Origin of the sequence: Bacillus sp. 005/A4HT-01/001 (assembly GCF_004634445.1) — a bacterium.
Classification (GTDB): Bacteria; Bacillota; Bacilli; order Bacillales; family Bacillaceae; genus Bacillus; species Bacillus altitudinis.
On record NZ_SEIZ01000001.1, the window covers coordinates 785,160 to 806,667 of the forward strand.

Here is a 21,508-nt window from a genome sequence, read left to right on the forward strand (position 1 = left end):
AATGCGAGGGTTTGTCTACACGCTGAGACATGGATGAGTTAATCCATGTCTTTTACAGATGAAAGAGCTGCTTTCTCTGACTCGACAAGAGATGTTAGTTCTTCCGCAGCTTTTTTCGGATCAGCGCTTTGGCTAATGGCGCTGATGATGCTAATGCCATCGGCTCCCGCTTGGATGACTGGTGCCGCATTTTCATATGTGATACCGCCGATACCCACAATGGGAATGTGAAGACCATGTTGACGTACTTCGTTGATTAAAGAAACACCCTGGACACTGCGTGTATCCTTTTTTGTTTCTGTAGGATAGACTGGACCCATCCCAACGTAATCTGCCCCGTCCTTCATCGCTTGTCTCACTTCATCTAGATTGTGCGTGGACACGCCTAATATTTTATTCCCGATCCTTTGCCGTACGTCTAGTGCAAGTGTATCTTCCTGCCCAACATGGACACCATCTGCATCAAGATCGATTGCAAGCTGTACATCATCATTTACGATAAAGGGAATATTCGCTTCTTGGCAAAGTGCTTGAATCTGATGAGCGATTTTTTTCTTTTCTTCACCTTGCAGAGCACCTTCACCCTTTTCACGAAACTGAAACATCGTGATCCCGCCTTGAATGGCCTCTTTTACCACATCAAGCGGATGCCGGCTTGTATTCGCTGTTCCCATAATAAAATAAACCGATAATTGCTGTTTGATTAGCTGCTGATCAACCTTCGTCATGCAAAACTCCCCCTATTTTCCCTAACGTGATTACATCTTGACCATTTGTATTGGACAGCGCGTTTAGCAATTCGATTTGAAAGGTCCCTGGCCCTTTCTCATCTGTCTGCTGAGCTGCCTTTTCTGCAGCGACACCATAAAACAGCAGAGCTGATGCCGACGCATGAATTGGACGTTCCCCTGTTGCACAAAATGCCCCTATGACAGAGGTGAGTAAACAGCCAGTCCCTGTCACCTTGGTTAACCATTCGTGTCCATTATGAATAGATAGAACCTCTTCTCCATCTGACACGACATCCACTTTCCCCGTAATCGCCACAACGGTTTGAAGTGCTTTTGCCGCCTGCTTTGCTAAAGACGATACATCTCCATTTGCCCCTTTTGCATCAACCCCTTTTGACTGCCAGCCATTCACTCCAATTAAATGAGCCATTTCAGCAGCATTCCCTCTAACAACAGTGATGTCCACTTGCTGTAACAGCTGTTTCGCCGCACTCGTCCGAAACGTTGTCGCACCAACACCAACAGGATCTAATAGAACCGGTACACCTTTTTCATTGGCCGCTTGTCCAGCAATGACCATTGCCTCCACTGTATCCTTTGTTAGTGTGCCGATATTCAGCACAAGTGCATCCGCTAATTGCGCCATTTCTGCCACTTCTTCTTTGGCGTTTGCCATGACTGGAGAAGCACCTAAAGCAAGCAGTCCATTCGCTGTAAAGTTCGTCACAACTTGGTTGGTGATATTATGGACAAGCGGATTTTCCGCTCGAATCTTTTCCAAAAGATGAGACACGCAGCTTAATTTCATCTGTATCGTCCTCCCTTTTACTCTGCATCCCACACATAGGATTTTGTATGCTTTAACCATTCTCTTGCAGCAAAGGACAAGTAGCGGTCCTTTCGCCAAATGACACCCAAATGCCACGGAATAGACGGATTTAAGGAAATGATCCTCACTTTATCTGGATCTAGATCACGGCAAATCCGTTCAGGCAGAAGCCCAATCCCAAGATTCTCAGCAACCATTTCACTGATGAAATCCCATTGTGACGTTTCATAAATAACGTTCGGCCTGAATCCAGCATTCATACATTCATTTAAGATTCGGCTGTGCAGAACGAAATCTTCTCGAAAGAAAATAAAAGACTCTTCCTTTAAATCAGCCAAATGAACCTCACCACGTCCTGCCATCGGATGTGATGGATGGGTGACAAGCTTCATATTCTCTTTAATGATGGTGTATGTATGAAAAATTTTATCATTTGCAGGCAGAACAATGACACCAATATCTAATGATCCATCCTCTACCCCTTCCTCTACTTTAATGGAGCCGTGCTCCACCAATTGAAAGGTGACATCTGGATACTGCTGGCGGAATTCCCCCATCACATTTGGGAAAAAGCTTGATCCAATCATGGGCGGCAGTCCTATTCGGATATGTCCTTTTTTCACATTCATTAAATCATTTAATTCACTCGTTAAATTCTGAAAGGATTGTGTGATTTCACTCGCCTGTGTATACATGGTTTGTCCAGCATCTGTCATTTCAACCTGTCTGCCATTACGGTAAAACAACTGCACACCTAGCTCATCCTCTAGGTTTTTGACCATCTTGGAAATGGTCGGCTGCGACACATAGAGCGATTGTGATGCTTTCGTAAAACTCTTTAACCGTGCCACTTCTAAGAAATATGTTAAATGTCTGATGTCCACATGATTCATCCTTTCTATAGACAAAAGGAATACTAACTATTCGATATATGTATTTTACCTATAATAGAACGTGCTGTACACTTTAAAGTAAGCTCACCGATTAGAACGTTGTGTTGTTTTTGTGAAACAGTGAACAATTTATATAGAAAAAGGAGTGAACAGAAAGTGCAATTGCTCAAAACGTCGCTGATTGCTACCCTTCAGATTATGGCTTTATTTGCTTTTGCGAAATTGATGAATGTGCTGGCGGCCTTTTTGCATTTAAGAATTCCGGGCACGATCTTAGGCATTCTTGTCATTTTCTTATTACTTCATTTTAACATCATTAAATTAAAATGGATTGAACTTGGCGCCGTATGGCTGCTCGGAGAACTGCTGCTCTTCTTTATCCCTTCAGCAGTAGGTGTGATTGATTACAGAACATTACTTTCTCAATCTGGCACAAGTATTGTCCTTGTGGTTTTACTTAGTACCTTTGTGGTCATGCTCTCGACTGGCATAATGACGCAGATGATTGCGAAAAGAAAGGAGCGAAAAAAGCTATGTTAGTTGGTGGACTATTTTTGATCCTAACCATTCTGATCTATCTCGGATCAAAAGCGGTTTATAAACGTCATCCGAAAGTCTATGTCTCCCCTTTACTTGTAACACCGGTTGTTCTTGTGGTCTTGTTGTTAATCGTGAACATTCCTTACGATGCTTACAATCAAGGCGGAAAATGGCTGACAAATATGCTTCAACCTGCGACTGTGGCATTTGCCATTCCTTTATATAAGTATTTTCACATTCTGAAGAAGCATGCAGTAGAAATTATTTTAAATGTGGCTTGCGGTTCTATCGTTGCGATTTTATCAACAGCGTTTATCGCCAAATTGTTTCATTTGGATACGAGTCTGATCGAGAGCCTCGTCCCAAGATCCGTCACAACACCTGTTGCAATGAGTGTGTCTGAGATGATTGGCGGGATGCCGTCCGTTACGGCTGTATTCGTCATTTTAACAGCATTATTTGGCTCAATCATTGGACCATTGGTTATCCGTTATTTCCGTATTGATAATGACATTGCAATGGGCGTTCTGCTTGGTACAGGAGCACATGGTGCAGGCACATCGAAGGCCTTTGAACTGAGCTCGGTCTCAGGCACGATCTCAAGTGTGTCCATGATCATTTCGGCCATTATTACATTATGTGCAGCGCCTATCCTGATGTCGTTTGCCCTATAGAAAAAGCCATTTCCCCTTATCGGAAAATGGCTTTTTCTTATGCTTGGATGAAGACAACCTTTAAATAGTTCCCCTCAGGATAATTTTTCGTTGTACGGAAGTCCTCAGGAAGTGAATATTCCTCAAGAATACGATACGTTTTCCCAGATTCTTTAAAGGCCTGTGCAATAAATCCTTTAAACTTTTTCATCCCAAATGCACTGCTATTGGTTGACGCCACAATGACGCCGTTCTCAGCTGTGATCTGGATGGCTTCTTTTAATAGTTTCTTATAATCCTTCGCTGCACTGAATGTGTGTTTCTTCGTTCGTGCAAAGGAGGGTGGGTCCAAGATCACGACATCATAGCTCCAGCCTTTTTTCGCCGCAAACAGGAAATATTTAAAGACATCCATGACTTTGATATCCTGCCCGTCTACATCAATGCCATTCACTTCAAACTGCTCAGATGTTTTTTTCAAACTGCGGTTTGCAACATCTACACTTGTCGTACGGCTTGCCCCGCCAAGCGCTGCTGCTACAGAGAAAGCGCCGGTATAAGAGAACGTATTAAGGACGGTCTTTCCTTTTGCATAGCGGTCTCGAATTGCTTTTCGCACATGACGCTGATCAAGGAAAATACCTGTCATCGCACCATCATTTAGATAAACCGCCACGTTCATCCCATTTTCTTTGACGATAAGGGGAAATTCACCTTTCTCCCCTTTTACAAAATCGTCATCTTCGATATATTGTCCAGACGTATCAAATCGCTTCTTTTCATAAATGCCTTTATAGTCAGGGTACACCTGCTCAATCGCAGCCAATACATCTTCTTTTAATGTATAAACGCCTTCGCTATACCATTGGATGAGATAGAATCCATCATAATAATCAATCGTGATTCCACCAATTCCATCCCCTTCTCCATTGAACACACGGAAAGCCGTCGTCTGTGCATCACGAAATAGATGCGTTCTGCTTTTGGATGCCTGTTCAAGTTTAGAAACAAAAAAGGCCTGATCTATTTTTTCGTTAGCGTCAAAGGAAAGCACCCAACCGATGCCTTTATTTTGCACACCATAATATCCTTTCCCTAAAAAAGAGCCTCTTTCATCTATCCATTCAATGAGCTCGCCTTCCTGTACACCGTTCACACGCGACACAGCATCTTTTGAAATAAGCGGATATCCCTTTTTCACTTGTTCTGCAAATGTTTGTTTTAATGAGATTTTTTTCATTTGTGTCATCCTTATCCTAAATTGACTCTCTCTATCCTACCATATGAATGTATACGTTACTTCTATTATGATAAGATGAGGAGAAAAATATCAACTCGACATAGAGGAGGCTCTTTTTTGACAACATTACGCTTAGATCATACAGGGATTATGGTGACAAATATTGATCAGTCCATTGATTTTTATGAAAAAGTGGTGGGCATGAAATTAAAGGATCGCATCACTCATACAAACGGAGTCATTGAACTTGCCTTTCTTGGCTTTAAAGACGAAGCGGAAACGGAAATTGAACTCATTCAAGGGTATAGCAGTGACCTTCCATCTGAAGGAAAGGTCCACCATCTCGCCTTCACAACAGATAATATCCACGCGGAATTCAACCGTATTCAAAAGCTGCAAATTGAGCTAATAGATGAAGAAATCACAACATTGCCCAATGGCTATTGCTACTTCTTTTTCCGAGGGCCAGACCAAGAGTGGATTGAGTTCTTCCAACGATAATATTTCCTAGGAAATGCATGCGAATATTCATTCTCGTCACAAAGAAAAAGAGTAAGAGCATACCTGCTCTTACTCTTTTTTTATAGCACCTTACTAAGAAACAATTTGGTACGCTCGTGCTGTGGGTTTCCAAAGAGTGCTTCTGGTTTGTCTTCTTCGACGATATATCCACCATCCATAAAGATCACGCGGTCTCCCACTTCTCTTGCAAAGCCCATTTCATGTGTGACGACAATCATCGTCATTCCTTCAACTGCTAATTGTTTCATAACAGCTAAAACATCCCCAACGACCTCAGGGTCAAGAGCAGATGTCGGCTCATCGAATAAGAGCACTTTCGGGTCCATCGCCAAAGCTCTTGCAATGGCAACACGCTGTTTTTGTCCACCAGATAATTGGTTAGGGTAACTTTTAGCCTTATCTTTCAAGCCGACCTTTTCAAGCAAGTCTAATGCTTTATCGACTGCCGCTTTCTTCTCCATCCCTTTTACTTTCACTGGTGCGATCGTGATATTTTCTAACACGGTTTTATGAGGAAATAAATTAAAGTGCTGAAACACCATACCAACTTCTTGTCGTACTTTATTGATATTCACTTTTGGGTCTGTAATCGTATGTCCGTGGACAACAACTTCCCCAGCCGTAATATCCTCTAATTTATTGAGACATCTTAGAAATGTGCTTTTCCCTGATCCTGAAGGACCAATGACACATACAACCTCTTTTTCCTCGATGACTGCATTAATATCCTTTAAGACTTCGTTGTCACCAAAGGATTTCTTTAAGTTTTTCACCGTAATCATACTCATTTCACATCAAATCTCCTTTCTGCGTAGCTAGCCAGTAGAGAAAGTAAATAAATGATCACGAAATAAATGACACCGACAATGAGCCAGACATTCAAAGGATCAAAGGTAGCCGATGCTTGAACTTGTCCCCGCTGCATGATATCAGCAATACCGATAATCGATAAGAGAGAGGTGTCCTTCAAACTGATGATGGCTTGGTTCGTAATGGCTGGAAGCATACGGCGAAATGCCTGTGGAAGGACGATAAAGCGCATGTTTTGTCCACCTGTGAATCCTAAAGAGCGTGCGGCTTCAGTTTGTCCTTTATCGATGGACTGAATCCCTGCACGAATAATTTCTGAGAAATAAGCTCCTGCGTTAATCGCTACTGTAATAATCCCTGCCGGCACTCGGTCAAGTGAAATGAATTCAAGTGTATTTAGCCCAAAATAAATGAAGAATAGCTGTACGATAAATGGCGTACCTCGAATGGCATTGACAAAAATGAGTGAAATAAAGTTCAAGATTTTAAATGGTGACAGGCGGAATAGCGCCACAATCAACCCGATGATAAAACCTAAAATGATAGCAACAACAAAGATATATAAAGTGGTTTGCAAACCCTCCATTAAATACGGAAATGCATTAACAATCGTATCCATGTTTCTCCCTCCCTAATTCACATACGGTTGACACATAAAGAAAGCGCGCTCTGAGCGCGCCTCGCTTGTGTTATGACTTCAAATATTTCTCAATAATTTTGTCATAATCACCGTTTTTCTTTAGGTTTTCCAGCCCTTTATTGATTTTCTTCAATAAGTCCTGGTTTTTCCCCTTCATCACTGAGATCCCGTATTGGTCTCCATTCAAGCGATCTCCAACTGTTTTCAATTTCAAGTCTTGCTGTGCGATCGCATACGTAATGACAGGGTAATCCTCAATTAAAGCATCTGCATTTCCGTTAGATACTTCTTGGAACATAGATGGACTGTCATTGAATTGAACTACTTCATACCCATATTTGTCTGCGTTATCTGTTGCAAATTTTGCACCTGTTGTCCCATTTTTAACAGCTAGCTTTTTCCCCTTTAAATCATCAATTGATTTGATGCTGCTGTCCTTTTTCACAACAACTGTCAGACCAGCGTCGAAGTATGGATCTGAGAAATCCACTTTCTTTTTACGCTCATCTGTAATACTCATACCACCCATTCCAACATCAAGCTGACCTGCTTGCATCGCTGGAATAATCCCTGAGAAATCCATTGCTTCAAGCTTCACTTTGAAGTCTTGGTCTTTCGCAATGGCGTTAATTAAATCAACGTCTATTCCCACAGTTTTACCGCCCTTTTCAAATTCAAATGGCGGATATGTTACATCTATCCCGATTTTATATGTGCCTTTGCCTTCTCCCGAACCGCTGTCTGATTTTGAACCACAGGCTGCCATGACGAGCACAACAATTAGTCCCATGATCAGTAACATCGATTTCTTCATAAAACACGACCCCCAATTGTCAGTTTTGTCTAAATATTCGCAACAACAATCTTACTATACCACGCTAAAGCTATACTGTGTGATATTTTTTATCAATACCAAAGATCCATACAATTCTAGATCGATAGTCTCTTTAAATTTTACTTTTTTGCGAATAACTCATTTTATTCTGAAAGAAGCATGTTTCACAATATTCATGTGATATAATCTCACAAAAAACCGCGAACACTCCTTTATCAATAACACTTCTTTCTCACCTATGAAAAAACCCTCTTTCACTGTCTCTCTTCCTCTATTGATATCCTGATATATTTTTTTCAATATCCTCTTTTTACCTAAAAAAATGTAAGCGTATACAATTCGATCGTTACTCCCTATTTTTTTCACTACTGGTTGAATTTACATCAAAAAACATGTTTTACAAATTGAGATAGACCGCTTAAAATATAAGAAGATACTTAATATGGAAAGATGATTCAGACAAATAAGAATCAGCAGAAATGAATAGGTGAAGAAAGGAGGATACCAATTGGCAGAAACAGGTGTTTTGTCATCAGTTGATGTAGCAAATATGCTAAATGACTGGTATGTCTTGATGAAAAAAAGAGACATACAAGAAGCAATACAGCTAAAAGAAGAGATTCTTCAAGCATTTGATCGAATGGAAGAGAATCAAGACGTCTTACTCTACTATCAACTTTTAGAATACCGTTTCAAAGATTTAGTCGAAGATACAGCTTCGTTAGATCACAGTCTTTTTGTGGATGAAAATGCGATTCGTACAGATGATATGCTCAGCTACTATTTCTATTTCTTTAAAGGCATGTATGAAATGCGCAGAGGGAATCAAGATACAGCATTTCACCATTTGAAATTGGCCGAGGATAAATTAGATCTCGTACATGATGACATTGAAAAGGCAGAATTCCATTATAAAACAGGCTGTCTATACTATAATATAAGATCCACACTTCTCTCCATCCACCACTTAAAAAAGGCTTCGTCTATTTACGACGCAGATCCATGTTATGTGAAAAAATCAATCAGCTGTCAAATGATGCTTGCTCTGAATTATGCGGATCAATCGAAATATGATGAGGCAGAAACTTTGTTTGAACAGGTGATTCACTCACTCGAACAGATGGAGGATCCAGATTTACTTGGTCACGCGTATTGCAATGCAGCCTTTATTAAAAGTCTAAGAAATGAATACAGTGAAGCTGTACCGCTCCTAGAAAAGGCTTTATTGATTGAGGCATTCGAAACTTCTTCTCCAGGCGGCTATTTACTGGCCTTGTATGCCTACACGAAAGCGCTGTTTAAGCTGAAAAAGCCTGGTTTGTTCCACTATTATGTACAGCTTTCACTTCAAAAAGCAGAAAATTTAAAACAACGAAACATTTCACTTAAATTATCCATTTTAGAAACATTGATGCTCCAGCCAGACAACATGATTGAGCAGATCATTTCTTATTGTGATCAATTAGAATCTATGAATTTCCTTGTTGATCTTGAGGCTATCTGTCAGGATGTAGCCGCCTACTTAACTGAAAATGGTCTTCCGAAAGAAGCGATTTATTTTCAGAACAAGGCATTGTCATTCAAAACTTGTTAAGAAGATGGAGTGATGTATGATGAAAAAATGGCTGATCTCAAGTGCGATTTTTACGCTCTTGTTCACAGGTGTTTGGATTGGCATTTCTACACAAAAAAGCAGCCCGTCTGCACAATCGCAAGATGACGGTACGATCATTCAAAAGAGAGATCGAGGCACCAACCCTTAATAAGACTGAAAAGAGTAGCTGTCATTCAAAACAGCTACTCTTTTTATTGGTTAATCAATTTCTCGTTTGATATTTTGCATTTTTTCATCTAAGTAGTGAGCGATATCTGCCGCTTCCTTTAGTTCATCGGTGAGCTGATGAGGAACATCGTTTTGCAGTTTATAATAGATTTTATGTTCGAGACTCGCCCAGAAATCCATCGCAATGGTCCGCACCTGAATTTCAACCTTCACATGCTCCACACGATTCGTTAAGTAAACAGGAATCTCAACAATTAAATGAAGACTTCGATAGCCATTTGGTTTCGGATGCTGAATGTAATCCTTCACTTCAAGGATCTTTAAATCCTCTCTTTGCCTCAGAACATCAATGATGTTATAGATATCTTGAATAAACGAGCAGATGATGCGGACACCAGCGATATCATGTATGTACTCCTTGGCACATTGTGTGGTGATGTCACATCCTTTTCTCGCTAGTTTATTCACGATGCTTTCAAAGGATTTGATCCGTGATTTTGTATGCTCTATTGGGTTGTGTCCATGGATTAAATTATATTCCTGACTAATAATCGAAAACTTTGTATCCATTTCATCTAATGCAAATTTATATACTAATAATTCATTTTTCCAGTCTTCCATGACACTTTTCAAATCTTCTACATGAGTTGCTGACATATTCATTCTTTTTGTCATCTCCTTTTGGCAAACAGCTGTTACACTGCTTTCCGTTTACTAGACGGAGAGAGGACGCAAATGGTTTTAAAAAAATACATCTTAGCCACGCTGTTTGTAATAAGTCAGCGCGAGTGCCAGTGCAAGCACAGATCCTTTCACGATATCCATTGCATAATACGGGACAGACATCATCACAAGTCCATTTTGCAAAATACCGATGAGCACCGCACCAATAAATGTACCGAATGCGTTTGGTTTACCTGCTCCCATGACTGAAAACCCAATAAAAGCAGCAGCTACCCCATCCATTAAATATGGCGTTCCTGCGTTAATTTCTGCTGTCATCACCCTTGATGCCAGCACGATACCACCGATCGCCGCAAATAAGGCAGACAACAGATATGCTGCGATTTTGTATTTGTTCACATGAATACCAGACAATCGGGCGGCTTCTTTATTTCCACCAATGATATACATCAACCGCCCATGCTTTGTGTAAGTCATAAAAACATGTGCAAAAAGCACAATGGCCGCCATAATCAAAATGATATAGGGGACCTGCCCAATCTTGCTGAAAAAGGCAGGGATGGTGCCAGTTGAAAAAGTACCATCAGGCAGCACCATATTTTCAGAAATGGTCGCACCTTTCGTATAGGTTTGTGCCAGCCCTTGAATGATAAACATCATGGCTAGTGTCATGAGCATATCTGGAATCTTCATTTTGACAATCATCCAAGCATTCAGCAAACCGACAATAAGAGAAGCCGCCAGCGCAGAAAGGATCGCAATGAGTGGGTTTTGCGAGAACCATACAAACATGGAGATCACAATTGCATTTGATAACGTTGCAACTGAGCCTACAGATAAATCAAAGCCATTCACTGCTAATGAGATCGTCAGCCCTACTGCAATGATGGTTACAATCGAGATCGATCGTAAAATGTTGATGATATTTCCTGACTGTAAAAATGCCGGATTGGCTGCCGCAAAGACAACAATCAATACGACAATCGTTAAGATGGTGCCATATTGATAAAAGAAATCAAACAGATGAAAGGATGGCCGCTGTTTCTTGATTTGTTGAACTGGGGCTGAAACTTGTCGTTCACTCATGATTGTCCTCCTGTTGAATGATATAAAAGCTCTTCTTCAGTCATTGGTGCCGTCATTTCCCGGGCAATGCTGCCATCATATAAGACGTATACTCGGTCGGCGATTCCTGCAATTTCTGAAAGCTCACTTGAAGCATAAATAACCGCTTTTCCTCTTGCAGCTAGTTCTGCAATGAGAGAGAAAATGTCCTTTTTTGCTCCAACGTCTACACCTTTGGTTGGTTCATCAAAGAGATAGACATCCGCCTCAGCCAACAGCCATTTTCCAATCGCAATCTTTTGCTGATTTCCACCAGAGAGATGCTTCACCTTCGCTTCAAGAGAAGGTGTCTTGACGCCAAGCCGCTTGACGATTCCATCTGCTGCCTTCCGTTCCTTAGAACGATGTAAGAAGCTGAACGGCCGTGTAAACGAACGTAGACTTGCAGCTGTTACGTTCCATCCAACAGTTTCTTCTGTTAAAATCCCTTCTTTTCTCCGTTCCTCAGGCACAAGGGCAATACCCGCTCTCACAGCGTGATGAGGCGACTTGATATGAATGGTTTGACCATGCAGCTGCACAGTGCCTGACTTTTTTTCTGAGGCGCCGAATAGGGCTTTGCACAATTCTGTTTTACCAGCACCGACTAGTCCTGCAATCCCGAGAATTTCTCCTTTTTTCACATGAAGATGAATGTTGTTTAATTTATGCTGGTCATGCAACTCTTTCACGTCAAGCACAATCGGTGCATCCTCAAGCGGTGAACGGAATGGGAATTGATCCTCTAATGGCGCGCCAAGCATTTCTTCAATGACCTGCTTTGGATCGGTTTCTTTAATGAGGTGCGCCGCCACATCGGTTCCATTCTTCATCACAGTCAGTTCATCACAGATGTTGAAAATTTCTGGCATGCGATGCGAGATAAAAATGATGCCTGTGCCGTTCTTTTTCAATTGATGAATCATTGAGAATAGCTTGCTTGTTTCTGCATGACTAAGTGGAGCGGTTGGTTCATCTAAAATTAAAATGCTGCATTTGATCGACACAGCCTTGGCAATGAGCACCATTTGTTTTTCTGCCAGTGTCAAATCACTCACAAGACGCTTCGTCGAGATGTCAATGTCCATCTCTTTTAACAGCTGTGCTGCCTTGCGGTGAATCTCTTTCCAGCGGACGAATGGATTTTTCTCAATTTCATGGATCATCATATTTTCGCCAACACTTAAATATGGCACTAGAGCTGTATCCACTTCTTGATGGACGGTCTGCACACCGTATGAGGCCGCATCCTTCGGTGTATGAATGGTCGCCGCCTCGCCATTGATGTGGATGCTTCCTTCAAAATGTGAATGAGCACCAGAGAGAACTTTCATTAACGTTGACTTCCCAGCACCGTTAGCCCCAATCAGGGCATGGACTGTGCCTCTTTTTAATGTGAAATTTGCTTGATCTAACGCTTTGACTCCTGGGAATTCAATCGAAATGTTTTTCATATGAACAAGCGGCGTTGTCATAGGTGTCCTCCTTCTCTCCTGATCGTCAATTGAAAAACGAAACACCCTCTATGAAAAGAGAGTGCACGTTGTTTATTTTGCATAATGCTTCTTCAAGGTCTTCATCCAGTCTTCTTCAAAAGCAGTCGAAGAACCGAATCCTTTTACTTCATCTGCAAGATTGACCATATTGATGGCCTTTCCTGCATCCTGAAGCTGCTTTTGTGAAATGAGAGAGGCCTCAAGGTCATAGGAAGATGGCGTTTTCTCGCCAGCTAGTTTCTTCGCAAGAATCCTTACGTCGATTGCACCAATGAGCTTCGGATCGACAGCGGCAGTGTACTTCCAAGGACTGTCTTTCGCAGTCATTTCTTGGAGATCGGCATTAGATACATCAATACCGTAAATCTTCACTTCGGTTCTCCCCGCTTCTTTTAAAGCTCTTGCAGCACCAATCGCAAATGCATCCCACGTCGCAAAAATCGCATCCAGTTTACCCTTTGGATATTTATTCAGCATCGCCGCAACCGCATTTTGTGTTTGAACTGATGTATCAGAGGCCGCAACGCCAAATCGGTCAAGTTCCTTGATCCCTGTATGCTGTTTGAGCGTTTCTTGGTACACCTTGTTTCGTCTCACCATTGGAGGGAATCCGTCTACCCAAAGATACGCAATATTTGCTTTCCCTTTAAAATCAGCCACGAGTGCATCTAATGATTTTTTCGCTAATTGCTCGTCATCTTGAGACGTCACTGTGACTCCTTTGATATCCTTCAGCTTCGGATTTGAATCAAACGCCACAACTGGAATGCCTTTCGCTGTGATCTTCTTCACATCAGCAACTGTCGCCTCATCATCCCCATGAGAGATGATAAAGCCATCATAGTTTTCTTCTAGTGCTTGAGAAATGGCATCATGAAACTTCGCCGTATCACCATTTGCCGTGTAGACATCTACTGTAAAGCCTAGCGCTTCCCCTTCTGCCTTCGTTCCTGCTAAAAACTGAGCAGTATGATCGTCCCCGCCAATTTTACGGATGACTTTAATTTTTGCTCCCTGTCCTTTTGCAAATCGCTTCGGGACATTGTCAAAGGAGACCTTTTCGTTTGCATTAGCCTTTGAGCCTGCGCTTGATCCCGTACCGCAACCAGATAATAGCACGGTCAGGACCGTCAATAATACAAGAGATGATGTCCAATATTTACGTTTCATTGCTGTTCCTCCTCAAGTTGTTTTATTTTTCACATCGGAAAACTAGGTAAAAAAGTGGAAATATGCCTGTGAACCCAGTCTTTTGATTCTAAAAAAAGAGATCAAAAAAGCCTCTCTTGATAAAGAGAGGCTTGATCACCGTTGCATGAAACATGTATCGGGAAGTCTTCCTCTCTTATCTGTCAAAGCTGTAACAGCTTTGCAGGAATTAGCACCAATTTCTTAGATAGAAACGGTTGCTGGGCGTCATAGGGCCAGTCCCTCTGCCTCTCTTGATAAGAGATCCGTTATGAAATTTGTTTTAGTTGAAATGTCTTCTTTACTTTAATGTGATGTCTCATCAATGTCAATGACTTTTTTGAAAATTTCTAAAATGATCATTTGCACCGAATGCCTTGTTTAACTGCCGATGATTTTCTTAGCAGGTGATGATGCCTTAAGACGGAAATCATATTTTTTCTCATTCACAAATTGGGGATTGAGGTGTGCTGAACCTTTATCTTGACCGCTTTTCGAGCGATACGTTTTGTAGCCTTCCAGCCATTTCCCGCGCCATACCCACTGTGAGGCTTTTGCACCTTTGCGGTCATCGTAGACATTCTTTTGGAATGTATTCTTCTTGTTCACTTCGTAGAGATTCACGACTAAGTAATGCGAAGCACTGGCTGTCATGATATTATTCGTGATTCGATTGTTCACCGATTGATATTGCATGAGCAATTGACCGCCTTCTAAGCCGGCTGTGTCATTTTTGTACAAAATATTATGGGAGATGGTCGTGTTTGTGGTTCCGCCCCGCTTCTTGTCATAGCCGCCAATGGAGATGCCTGTATAACGATTTAAATATACTTGATTGTGCTCAATGCGAATGCGTTCGGCCATCTTCCCTTTATGTTCACTTGTGACCTCAATCCCAAGGTCATTATGATGGCTAATGTTATGATCAATCACGATGTCTTTCCCGCCATCCACATAGATTCCTCCTGCGGAGATGTCCTTGCCGTACGCTGGATTCCCAACACTCGTAATCTCATAAACTTTGTTTCTAGATACGACACCATTTCTCACTTGATCATACTTTTTAGAAGGTGCGACATTCTCAAAACCAATTAAATCAATCCCGATATTGTCCGTATGCCGGACTGTATTATGTGTCACGCGGAATTTTTTAACGTTTCCGTTTAGCACAAGGGCTTCACTAAAACCTAGCTTTAACTTTTCCACAGTGTTTCCTTTGATTTCGATGTCTTCAATGGCTGCAGGTGCTTTCGTTCCATAGACCGCAATGCCATGAGCATTCCCATTTTGATGTGTCGTCTGAATGTCGTACACACGGTTGTTAAGCAGTTTGACGCCTTTGCCGCTGCCTGTGATGAATATACCGATGGGTGTCACATCTTCTTGATTCGTTTTAATACGACCGACTGTCAGCCCTTTCAGGGTGATATAGCTTTTTTGATCAATCTTCACAAGACCACCGTCTGCTTGATTTCCTTTAAGAGATGCTCCGCTAATGACAGGCTTCTCTTTTCCATACGCTTGAAAAACAACTGGTGCTTTCTTTGTTCCAGAATGGCGGACAATCAATTTCTCTTTGTATGTACCGCCTCTCATATAAACTGTTGTTCCAGCTTTCGCGATACTTGCCGCTTTTTTCAGCGTACGGAAAGGCTTTTGCTTTGTCCCTGGATGTTTGTCGTTCCCATTTGCTGCGACGTAATAGGCAGTACCTTGCTTCGCACCAGCCTCCTCCGTCATCGCTTGACAGCCAAAACTAATGGCGGTCATCAATAAAATCAATAAGGCGCCTGATATCATTCGTTTCATCTCGTTGTTTGCTCCCTTCCACTCTCTTCTACCTTTATCGGTTAAAAAAAAGAGGATTAAAATATGGCAATGCCCCTTGCAATGTACTAGTCAAAAGGTGTATGGTTGAAAGAATATCTTACAGGAAAACAAATCGCTTTTAAATTGTCAGATTAATCAGTTAATAATGAAATTGGATTTTATTTCTAAGGGGAAACTTCAGTAAAACCACGACAGAGAGGAGGAAAGCGCTTTAACAGATTTTTCTTGTCTGAATTCCAGAAAACCTATTGCTAATATTTTGTGAAGGTATAGAATAGAATCATAATTATTTCATATTATTAGAATTTTCAAATAATCAAACAGCAAGGAGATTTACGATGCCAAAACAACCCATCCGCGTTGAAATTAGTTCAACAAAAAAACCAAAACCTCAATCTGATCAACTTGAATTCGGAAAAATCTTCACAGACCACATGTTTGTGATGGATTATTCAATTGATAAAGGCTGGTATGATCCGAGAATTATTCCTTATCAGGCGATTCCAATGGACCCAGCTTCTATGGTTTATCATTATGGCCAATCTGTTTTTGAAGGCTTGAAGGCGTATGTGTCTGAGGATCAAAAGATTCTCTTATTCCGTCCCGAAAAAAATATGGAACGCTTAAACAGATCAAATGACCGCCTATGTATCCCACAAATTGATACAGAAACGGTTTTAGAAGGCTTAAATGAACTCATTCGCATTGACAAGGATTGGGTACCTGATGCAGAGGGCACTTCTTTGTATATTCGACCATTCATTATTTCTACTGAGCCCTATTTAGGTGTTGCACCGTCAAGCACCTACAAGCTGATCATCATTTTATCTCCAGTAGGTTCTTATTATAAAGAAGGCATCCATCCGGTCAAAATTGCGGTGGAAAACGAATTTGTCCGCGCTGTTAAAGGCGGAACAGGAAATGCCAAAACAGCTGGAAACTATGCATCGAGCTTGAAAGCACAGCAAGTTGCTGAAACAAAAGGATTTTCACAAGTCCTGTGGCTTGATGGCATCGAGAAAAAGTACATTGAAGAAGTCGGCAGTATGAATATCTTCTTTAAAATCAACGGAGAAATCGTGACGCCTGAACTGAACGGCAGCATTTTAGAAGGGATCACACGGAATTCTGTGCTTGAGCTGTTAAAGCATTGGGAAATCCCTGTGACAGAACGTAAAATTTCAATTGATGAGTTAATTGAAGCACATCAGTCAGGTGAACTTGAAGAAATCTTCGGAACAGGAACGGCAGCCGTCATTTCTCCTGTCGGTGAATTAATTTATCACGATCAGCCATACGTCATTCAAAATGGTCAAACAGGCGAAGTATCGAAGAAATTGTACGAAGCGATTACCGGAATCCAAAAAGGAACTCAGCCAGACATCTTCGGCTGGACAGTAGAAGTCGATTCGGTCGTCAAGCAGGCATAAGCAAGCGAAAGAACCTTTCATTTGATGAAGGGTTCTTTTTTTGTTTCTTTATCTCCTTCACTACCTCATAATGGAAAATATGGATCTATTCCACGCTTAAGGAGTGATGGTATGTTTTTTACTTATTTACTTGCGTTCTTTGGGATTTGCATCGGATCAATCATCATCGCTACAGGTTTCGACGATTCACCGTTCTTCACCCGTTTTCTATTTAAGTTTCTCGGAATTTCTATCTTTGTTCTTTCCATTACTTTTGTAAAAATGAGGCGAAAGAGGTTACGCAACAAAAAGGCGAAAAAGACTTAGATGTCCATCAGCCTCTCATCAAAGCGTGCACCAAAACAAGACCGATATCCCCACAATGGCCCCTGCATATATCCACTGTTTCCCTTTGATACTCCGCTTTCTCTCGATCAGTAAAAAGATCTCTGGTAAAAAGACGATGATGATTTCTAGGATAAAAACAAGATGATAAACTGGCGGCATCGGCTGGAAATCAAAGTCTCTTTCATCTCCACCGATGGTTGCGAAATACATTAACAGATTGGTTACTGGAATGGTAAAACAAACGAGCAAGCGGAGAACATACATCCACACATCCTGTCTATGCCGAATCAGGCCAATAAATGAAGCGATGATTCCATACAAAAACAAAACCACTGTGCCGTAACTAAGTAGAGGTTGAACGATAAAGCCGTAAAGCATTAACCCAATTGCCACCATATTCTAACCGTCCTTTCTTTGAAGCAGTACATGTTGTTTTTTCTATCATACACTGCTTTCTCCGGTTTCCATATGAAAAAATCATAAAAAACGACCCCATAAAGGGGCCATTTTATTTTACGCATTTACTGATTTGAAGAACTGCGGTAAATATTCACGGTGCGCTTCAAGCATTTCATCTAAGATTTGCTTTGCAATTTCATCAGATGGAACGAGTGGATTGATGGTCATGGCGACAAGAGCCGTCTCGTAATCTCCTGTCACAGCTGCTTCAGCTGCCACACGCTCGAAAGACTTGATTTGTTGAACGAGTCCTCTCACAGCCACAGGCAGATCACCTGTCGCGATTGGTTTTGGTCCGTCCTTTGTAATGATACAGTTCACTTCAACCGCTGATTCGGCCGGAATGCTGGCAATCGCTCCTCTGTTCACTGTGTTTACCGGTTGAATGTCATGTTTATCATTGTAGATGGAACTGATCAAATTACATGCTGCATCGCTGTAATAAGCCCCGCCTCTTTTTTCGAGCTGCGGCGGTTTAATCGATAAATCTGGGTCTTTATATAACTCAAACAATTCATGCTCGACTTGCTGCACAACCTCTGCTCTTGTTCCTTTTTCTTGAGCCGCTTTTTGTTCTTCCTCCAGCATATCTTTCGTTTTATAGTAATAACGATGATACGGACATGGAATGACCCCTAAGCCTTTGACGAAAGAAGGCTCCCAGTTTTTCGCTTCAATATTCCTCATGGACCACTGGCTATTTGGATTTCCTAATTCATCGAGCACTTGATCCATAATGCTGACCCCGTCTAAATACACATCTAAGCCATAGACCATGTGATTGAGGCCTGCAAATTGTACTTCAATGCGTTCGACATCGACATCCAGCGCTTTTGCAATGCCCATTTTGATTCCAATCGGCACATTGCATAGACCGACCACTTTTTTCAGATTCGTGTAGCGTAACACCGCCTCTGTGACCATGCCTGCTGGATTTGTAAAGTTCACCAGCCAAGCATCTGGGCAAAGCTCTTCCATATCCTTCACGATGTCTAGAATGACTGGAATAGTGCGTAGACCTTTAAATAACCCGCCTGGACCATTCGTTTCCTGTCCAATGACGCCATATTTAAGCGGGATTCTCTCATCCTTGGCTCTCGCTTCGAGCAGTCCTACACGGAATTGTGTCGTGACAAAGTCCGCATCTTTCAGAGCTGCCCGGCGGTCAAGGGTGAGGTGCACTTCAATCGGCAAACCTGCTTTTTCAACCATACGTTTTGCAAGGGCACCCACGATGTTCAACTTTTCCTGACCTGCTTCAATATCCACAAGCCATAATTCCTTTACAGGCAATTCTTGATATCGTTTGATAAACCCTTCGACCAGCTCAGGCGTATAGCTTGATCCACCGCCTATTGTGACAATTTTGATTCCGTCTTTCATGAATTGACACCTCCGAATTGCTTCATTTTTTCATGGAGCTCAATGATTTCAGCCGCAAGCTCCTTGACGGTCATTGCGTTCATCAGATGATCCTGTGCATGAATCATCAAGAGACTGACGTCGGTTTTCTCTCCTCTGATTTCTCCTTGGATTAGCTCTGTCTGTGCGTGATGCGCCTCATTTAACGCTTCTTGTGCTTCCTGCAATTTTTGCTTCGCCTCATCAAAATTGCCTTGCTTTGCACATGTAATGGCCTCCATGGCCGAGCTTCTGCCATTACCACCGTGCAAGATGAGTTGAAACACAATTTGTTCCATTTCCATCGGCCGCATCCCCCTTGTTCCCTCTATTACATGCTGACGACATTTTCATCTGTTGATGCTTTTGCTTCAAGCTCATTTTCTTCTTTCAATTTCTGCTTATCCCACATTCTAAAGAATGGATAGTATAGCGCAAATGACAAGGCAAGGTTAATCAGCTGCATGACTGCGCCAGAGATTTTCCCGCCTGTTGCGAGATAGCCTGAAATGATTGGCGGCATTGTCCACGGGACAGCGATCCCTGCCGGTTTTGCTACAAGTCCTGTGCTCATTCCGATATATGTGGTGATGATCATCATAATTGGCGTAAGGATAAACGGAATGAGAAGCATTGGGTTCATCACAATCGGCATTCCAAAAATGATCGGTTCGTTGATGTTAAAGATGGCTGGCCCAATCGCAAGACGGCCAAGCTGTTTCATTTGTTTACTTCTCGCACGCAAGATCATGGTCAGTACCAAAGCAAGCGTCGCGCCGCTTCCGCCGACATTGATAAAGATTTCAAAGAACTGCGCTGTGAAAATATTCGGCAGCACTTCTCCTGCTTGGAAGGCAAGACGGTTTTCATCCATCGCACCGAGCCAAATCGGACCCATGACTCCGCCGACAATGGTGGCTCCGTGAATACCACATGCCCAGAGGAGCATTTGCACACCGATAGCAACGATACTTCCGCCTAAGCTTCCACCAAGAATGGATAGTGGTGTGCCGATTAAGACCGTGATGATATTATGAATACTCTCAAAAGGTGTCATCTCAATCAGAAGCCTAGCGACCCAGATCAGCGTGATGACCACAAAACCTGGAATAAGTGCGATAAACGATTTACTAACTGCTGGCGGTACACCATCAGGCATTTTGATGACGATATTCCGCTGTACAATAAAGCGGTAAATTTCGGTGGAAAGCATGGCAATAATCATGGCAACGAATAGCCCTTTACTGCCCATCAGTGTGACGGGAATACCGCCATTCACGAGGATAGCTTCTGTTGATCCTTCAGGTGTGAACGGGACTTGATAAGGTGTGGCTAGGAGGAAAGCTGCGACAGCAATTGCACCAGATGACAGTGCATCGACTGCATACTTTTCAGCTAACCTGTACGCGATCCCAAAGGTCGCAACAAGTGCCATAATGTCAAAGGTGGCATTCACAGGATAGGATAGTTTCGTGGCCCATTCGGCTCCGAAGACACTTGCCATAAAATCGCTATATCCCGGAATCGGAAGGTTGGCTAAAATAAGAAACAGTGAACCGACGATAATGAGAGGCATGGTTAAAACAATTCCGTCACGCAATGCTTGTAAATGTCTTTGAGCGGCAATCTTCCCTGCAAACGGCATAACCTTCTCTTCTAGAAATCGGTTGAATCCATTCATCCCTTCCGCCCCCTTTATCCGTTCACTAACTGTTCAGCAGATTTTAAAACCTCAGCACCATTACATACGCCATAATGCACGGTATTAATCACGTCTACTGGAATTCCTTTGTCTTCTCCGAGTTTTTTCATTTGCGGTAATAAATAACGAACTTGAGGTCCTAATAAAAGCACATCGGCTTGATCAATATGATTTTTTGCAGCATCTCCAGATACTGCCCAAATACGATAGTCTTTTCCTTGTTCTTGTGCACTTTTCTCCATTTTTGTGACAAGTAAGCTTGTTGACATACCTGCTGCACAAACTAATAAAATGTTCATTGTAAACGCCCCCTTTTTGAAGTATGAAGCTTTTCTTTACACATTCATCATATTATGAAACCGCTTTCATAAACACCCATACTTTTTCCTTTAGGAAGCGGAAAAAGTTAAT

At 41.9% G+C, this 21,508-nt stretch carries 23 protein-coding genes and 1 riboswitch; of the genes, 6 read left to right on the plus strand and 17 right to left on the minus strand.

Annotated features, from left to right (window positions below):
- Positions 1–38 precede the first annotated feature (38 nt).
- The 3 genes from thiE to cidR are packed head-to-tail and all read right to left on the minus strand — an operon-like array spanning position 39 to position 2,444.
- Complete coding sequence (gene thiE / locus ES896_RS04205; protein WP_081114246.1) at positions 39–728, minus strand: thiamine phosphate synthase; 690 nt, start codon at positions 726–728, stop codon at positions 39–41.
- Positions 715–1,539 carry a hydroxyethylthiazole kinase gene (gene thiM / locus ES896_RS04210; protein WP_017360155.1) on the minus strand — a complete coding sequence of 275 codons (825 nt, stop codon included), beginning with the start codon at positions 1,537–1,539 and terminating at the stop codon, positions 715–717. The genes thiE and thiM overlap by 14 nt, the downstream gene beginning before the upstream one ends.
- Positions 1,540–1,556: 17 nt before the next feature.
- The gene (gene cidR / locus ES896_RS04215; RefSeq protein ID WP_017360156.1) at positions 1,557–2,444 is read right to left on the minus strand and encodes a cidABC operon transcriptional activator CidR; all 888 of its coding nucleotides are present in this window, start codon (positions 2,442–2,444) and stop codon (positions 1,557–1,559) included.
- A gap of 165 nt (positions 2,445–2,609) precedes the next feature.
- On the opposite strand from cidR, the gene ES896_RS04220 reads away from it, so the two are divergent.
- Both ES896_RS04220 and ES896_RS04225 read left to right on the plus strand, forming a co-directional pair.
- Entirely contained in the window at positions 2,610–2,993 is a 384-nt protein-coding gene (locus ES896_RS04220) for a CidA/LrgA family holin-like protein (protein ID WP_017360157.1), read from the plus strand.
- The gene (locus ES896_RS04225; RefSeq protein WP_007497850.1) at positions 2,987–3,667 is read left to right on the plus strand and encodes a CidB/LrgB family autolysis modulator; all 681 of its coding nucleotides are present in this window, start codon (positions 2,987–2,989) and stop codon (positions 3,665–3,667) included. Before ES896_RS04220 ends, ES896_RS04225 begins: the two co-directional genes overlap by 7 nt.
- Positions 3,668–3,704: 37 nt before the next feature.
- Here the strand turns inward: ES896_RS04225 and ES896_RS04230 are convergent, their stop codons facing one another.
- Positions 3,705–4,886: a class I SAM-dependent rRNA methyltransferase gene (locus tag ES896_RS04230; protein WP_135226451.1), complete on the minus strand. Its 1,182-nt coding sequence runs from the start codon at positions 4,884–4,886 to the stop codon at positions 3,705–3,707.
- Positions 4,887–5,003: 117 nt separating this feature from the next.
- Here ES896_RS04230 and ES896_RS04235 point away from each other — a divergent pair, with 117 nt between their 5' ends.
- Positions 5,004–5,387 (plus strand): VOC family protein, encoded by a 384-nt coding sequence (locus tag ES896_RS04235; RefSeq protein ID WP_008345541.1) that lies wholly within the window; start codon positions 5,004–5,006, stop codon positions 5,385–5,387.
- Positions 5,388–5,467: 80 nt separating this feature from the next.
- Here the strand turns inward: ES896_RS04235 and ES896_RS04240 are convergent, their stop codons facing one another.
- The 3 genes from ES896_RS04240 to ES896_RS04250 all read right to left on the minus strand — a co-directional run bounded on the left by ES896_RS04240 (position 5,468) and on the right by ES896_RS04250 (position 7,672).
- A complete protein-coding gene (locus ES896_RS04240; RefSeq protein ID WP_007497858.1) occupies positions 5,468–6,196 on the minus strand; it encodes an amino acid ABC transporter ATP-binding protein in 729 nt (242 codons plus the stop codon).
- Positions 6,193–6,837 carry an amino acid ABC transporter permease gene (locus ES896_RS04245; RefSeq protein ID WP_039165129.1) on the minus strand — a complete coding sequence of 215 codons (645 nt, stop codon included), beginning with the start codon at positions 6,835–6,837 and terminating at the stop codon, positions 6,193–6,195. The genes ES896_RS04240 and ES896_RS04245 overlap by 4 nt, the downstream gene beginning before the upstream one ends.
- Positions 6,838–6,907: 70 nt before the next feature.
- Positions 6,908–7,672: a transporter substrate-binding domain-containing protein gene (locus tag ES896_RS04250; RefSeq protein ID WP_135226452.1), complete on the minus strand. Its 765-nt coding sequence runs from the start codon at positions 7,670–7,672 to the stop codon at positions 6,908–6,910.
- A 529-nt stretch (positions 7,673–8,201) separates the two neighbouring features.
- On the opposite strand from ES896_RS04250, the gene ES896_RS04260 reads away from it, so the two are divergent.
- Together ES896_RS04260 and ES896_RS20045 are read left to right on the plus strand one after the other, a co-directional pair.
- Complete coding sequence (locus tag ES896_RS04260) at positions 8,202–9,287, plus strand: Rap family tetratricopeptide repeat protein (RefSeq protein ID WP_024719506.1); 1,086 nt, start codon at positions 8,202–8,204, stop codon at positions 9,285–9,287.
- Positions 9,288–9,306: 19 nt separating this feature from the next.
- Complete coding sequence (locus ES896_RS20045) at positions 9,307–9,456, plus strand: hypothetical protein (RefSeq protein ID WP_167764438.1); 150 nt, start codon at positions 9,307–9,309, stop codon at positions 9,454–9,456.
- Between the two features lie 50 nt (positions 9,457–9,506).
- On the opposite strand, the gene ywaC is transcribed toward ES896_RS20045, so the two are convergent.
- From ywaC to ES896_RS04285, 5 genes are all read right to left on the minus strand, one after another.
- Complete coding sequence (ywaC, locus tag ES896_RS04265; RefSeq protein WP_007497867.1) at positions 9,507–10,139, minus strand: GTP pyrophosphokinase YwaC; 633 nt, start codon at positions 10,137–10,139, stop codon at positions 9,507–9,509.
- A gap of 93 nt (positions 10,140–10,232) precedes the next feature.
- Positions 10,233–11,246 carry an ABC transporter permease gene (locus tag ES896_RS04270; RefSeq protein WP_017368303.1) on the minus strand — a complete coding sequence of 338 codons (1,014 nt, stop codon included), beginning with the start codon at positions 11,244–11,246 and terminating at the stop codon, positions 10,233–10,235.
- Positions 11,243–12,739 carry a sugar ABC transporter ATP-binding protein gene (locus ES896_RS04275; protein WP_135226454.1) on the minus strand — a complete coding sequence of 499 codons (1,497 nt, stop codon included), beginning with the start codon at positions 12,737–12,739 and terminating at the stop codon, positions 11,243–11,245. Before ES896_RS04275 ends, ES896_RS04270 begins: the two co-directional genes overlap by 4 nt.
- 72 nt (positions 12,740–12,811) lie before the next feature.
- Positions 12,812–13,930 (minus strand): sugar ABC transporter substrate-binding protein, encoded by a 1,119-nt coding sequence (locus ES896_RS04280; protein WP_007497873.1) that lies wholly within the window; start codon positions 13,928–13,930, stop codon positions 12,812–12,814.
- Positions 13,931–14,102: 172 nt separating this feature from the next.
- Positions 14,103–14,212, minus strand: a riboswitch (SAM riboswitch).
- A gap of 117 nt (positions 14,213–14,329) precedes the next feature.
- On the minus strand, positions 14,330–15,757 hold the full coding sequence (locus ES896_RS04285; protein WP_135226455.1) for a DUF1565 domain-containing protein: 1,428 nt from the start codon (positions 15,755–15,757) through the stop codon (positions 14,330–14,332).
- 359 nt (positions 15,758–16,116) lie between these two features.
- Here ES896_RS04285 and ES896_RS04290 point away from each other — a divergent pair, with 359 nt between their 5' ends.
- On the plus strand, positions 16,117–17,208 hold the full coding sequence (locus tag ES896_RS04290) for a branched-chain amino acid aminotransferase (protein ID WP_007497882.1): 1,092 nt from the start codon (positions 16,117–16,119) through the stop codon (positions 17,206–17,208).
- 324 nt (positions 17,209–17,532) lie between these two features.
- Here ES896_RS04290 and ES896_RS04300 read toward each other — a convergent pair whose 3' ends face one another.
- From ES896_RS04300 to ES896_RS04320, 5 genes are all read right to left on the minus strand, one after another.
- Positions 17,533–17,931, minus strand: coding sequence for a hypothetical protein (locus ES896_RS04300; RefSeq protein WP_007497884.1), 399 nt, complete (start codon positions 17,929–17,931; stop codon positions 17,533–17,535).
- Between the two features lie 117 nt (positions 17,932–18,048).
- On the minus strand, positions 18,049–19,377 hold the full coding sequence (locus tag ES896_RS04305; RefSeq protein WP_007497885.1) for a 6-phospho-beta-glucosidase: 1,329 nt from the start codon (positions 19,375–19,377) through the stop codon (positions 18,049–18,051).
- Positions 19,374–19,700: a PTS lactose/cellobiose transporter subunit IIA gene (locus tag ES896_RS04310; RefSeq protein ID WP_135226457.1), complete on the minus strand. Its 327-nt coding sequence runs from the start codon at positions 19,698–19,700 to the stop codon at positions 19,374–19,376. The genes ES896_RS04305 and ES896_RS04310 overlap by 4 nt, the downstream gene beginning before the upstream one ends.
- A gap of 26 nt (positions 19,701–19,726) precedes the next feature.
- Entirely contained in the window at positions 19,727–21,076 is a 1,350-nt protein-coding gene (celB, locus tag ES896_RS04315) for a PTS cellobiose transporter subunit IIC (protein WP_007497888.1), read from the minus strand.
- Between the two features lie 14 nt (positions 21,077–21,090).
- Positions 21,091–21,396 (minus strand): PTS sugar transporter subunit IIB, encoded by a 306-nt coding sequence (locus ES896_RS04320; protein ID WP_007497889.1) that lies wholly within the window; start codon positions 21,394–21,396, stop codon positions 21,091–21,093.
- Positions 21,397–21,508 lie beyond the last annotated feature (112 nt).

What these genes read in the sequence shown, in the direction of transcription:
- thiE (WP_081114246.1), bottom strand. Translation starts at nt 728, where the DNA reads ATGACGAAGGTTGATCAGCAGCTAATCAAACAGCAATTATCGGTTTAT.
- thiM (WP_017360155.1), bottom strand. Translation starts at nt 1,539, where the DNA reads ATGAAATTAAGCTGCGTGTCTCATCTTTTGGAAAAGATTCGAGCGGAA.
- ES896_RS04225 (WP_007497850.1), top strand. Translation starts at nt 2,987, where the DNA reads ATGTTAGTTGGTGGACTATTTTTGATCCTAACCATTCTGATCTATCTC.
- ES896_RS04230 (WP_135226451.1), bottom strand. Translation starts at nt 4,886, where the DNA reads ATGAAAAAAATCTCATTAAAACAAACATTTGCAGAACAAGTGAAAAAG.
- ES896_RS04240 (WP_007497858.1), bottom strand. Translation starts at nt 6,196, where the DNA reads ATGAGTATGATTACGGTGAAAAACTTAAAGAAATCCTTTGGTGACAAC.
- ES896_RS04245 (WP_039165129.1), bottom strand. Translation starts at nt 6,837, where the DNA reads ATGGATACGATTGTTAATGCATTTCCGTATTTAATGGAGGGTTTGCAA.
- ES896_RS04250 (WP_135226452.1), bottom strand. Translation starts at nt 7,672, where the DNA reads ATGAAGAAATCGATGTTACTGATCATGGGACTAATTGTTGTGCTCGTC.
- ES896_RS20045 (WP_167764438.1), top strand. Translation starts at nt 9,307, where the DNA reads ATGAAAAAATGGCTGATCTCAAGTGCGATTTTTACGCTCTTGTTCACA.
- ywaC (WP_007497867.1), bottom strand. Translation starts at nt 10,139, where the DNA reads ATGAATATGTCAGCAACTCATGTAGAAGATTTGAAAAGTGTCATGGAA.
- ES896_RS04270 (WP_017368303.1), bottom strand. Translation starts at nt 11,246, where the DNA reads ATGAGTGAACGACAAGTTTCAGCCCCAGTTCAACAAATCAAGAAACAG.
- ES896_RS04275 (WP_135226454.1), bottom strand. Translation starts at nt 12,739, where the DNA reads ATGACAACGCCGCTTGTTCATATGAAAAACATTTCGATTGAATTCCCA.
- ES896_RS04280 (WP_007497873.1), bottom strand. Translation starts at nt 13,930, where the DNA reads ATGAAACGTAAATATTGGACATCATCTCTTGTATTATTGACGGTCCTG.
- ES896_RS04285 (WP_135226455.1), bottom strand. Translation starts at nt 15,757, where the DNA reads ATGAAACGAATGATATCAGGCGCCTTATTGATTTTATTGATGACCGCC.
- ES896_RS04290 (WP_007497882.1), top strand. Translation starts at nt 16,117, where the DNA reads ATGCCAAAACAACCCATCCGCGTTGAAATTAGTTCAACAAAAAAACCA.
- ES896_RS04300 (WP_007497884.1), bottom strand. Translation starts at nt 17,931, where the DNA reads ATGGTGGCAATTGGGTTAATGCTTTACGGCTTTATCGTTCAACCTCTA.
- ES896_RS04305 (WP_007497885.1), bottom strand. Translation starts at nt 19,377, where the DNA reads ATGAAAGACGGAATCAAAATTGTCACAATAGGCGGTGGATCAAGCTAT.
- ES896_RS04310 (WP_135226457.1), bottom strand. Translation starts at nt 19,700, where the DNA reads ATGGAAATGGAACAAATTGTGTTTCAACTCATCTTGCACGGTGGTAAT.
- celB (WP_007497888.1), bottom strand. Translation starts at nt 21,076, where the DNA reads ATGAATGGATTCAACCGATTTCTAGAAGAGAAGGTTATGCCGTTTGCA.
- ES896_RS04320 (WP_007497889.1), bottom strand. Translation starts at nt 21,396, where the DNA reads ATGAACATTTTATTAGTTTGTGCAGCAGGTATGTCAACAAGCTTACTT.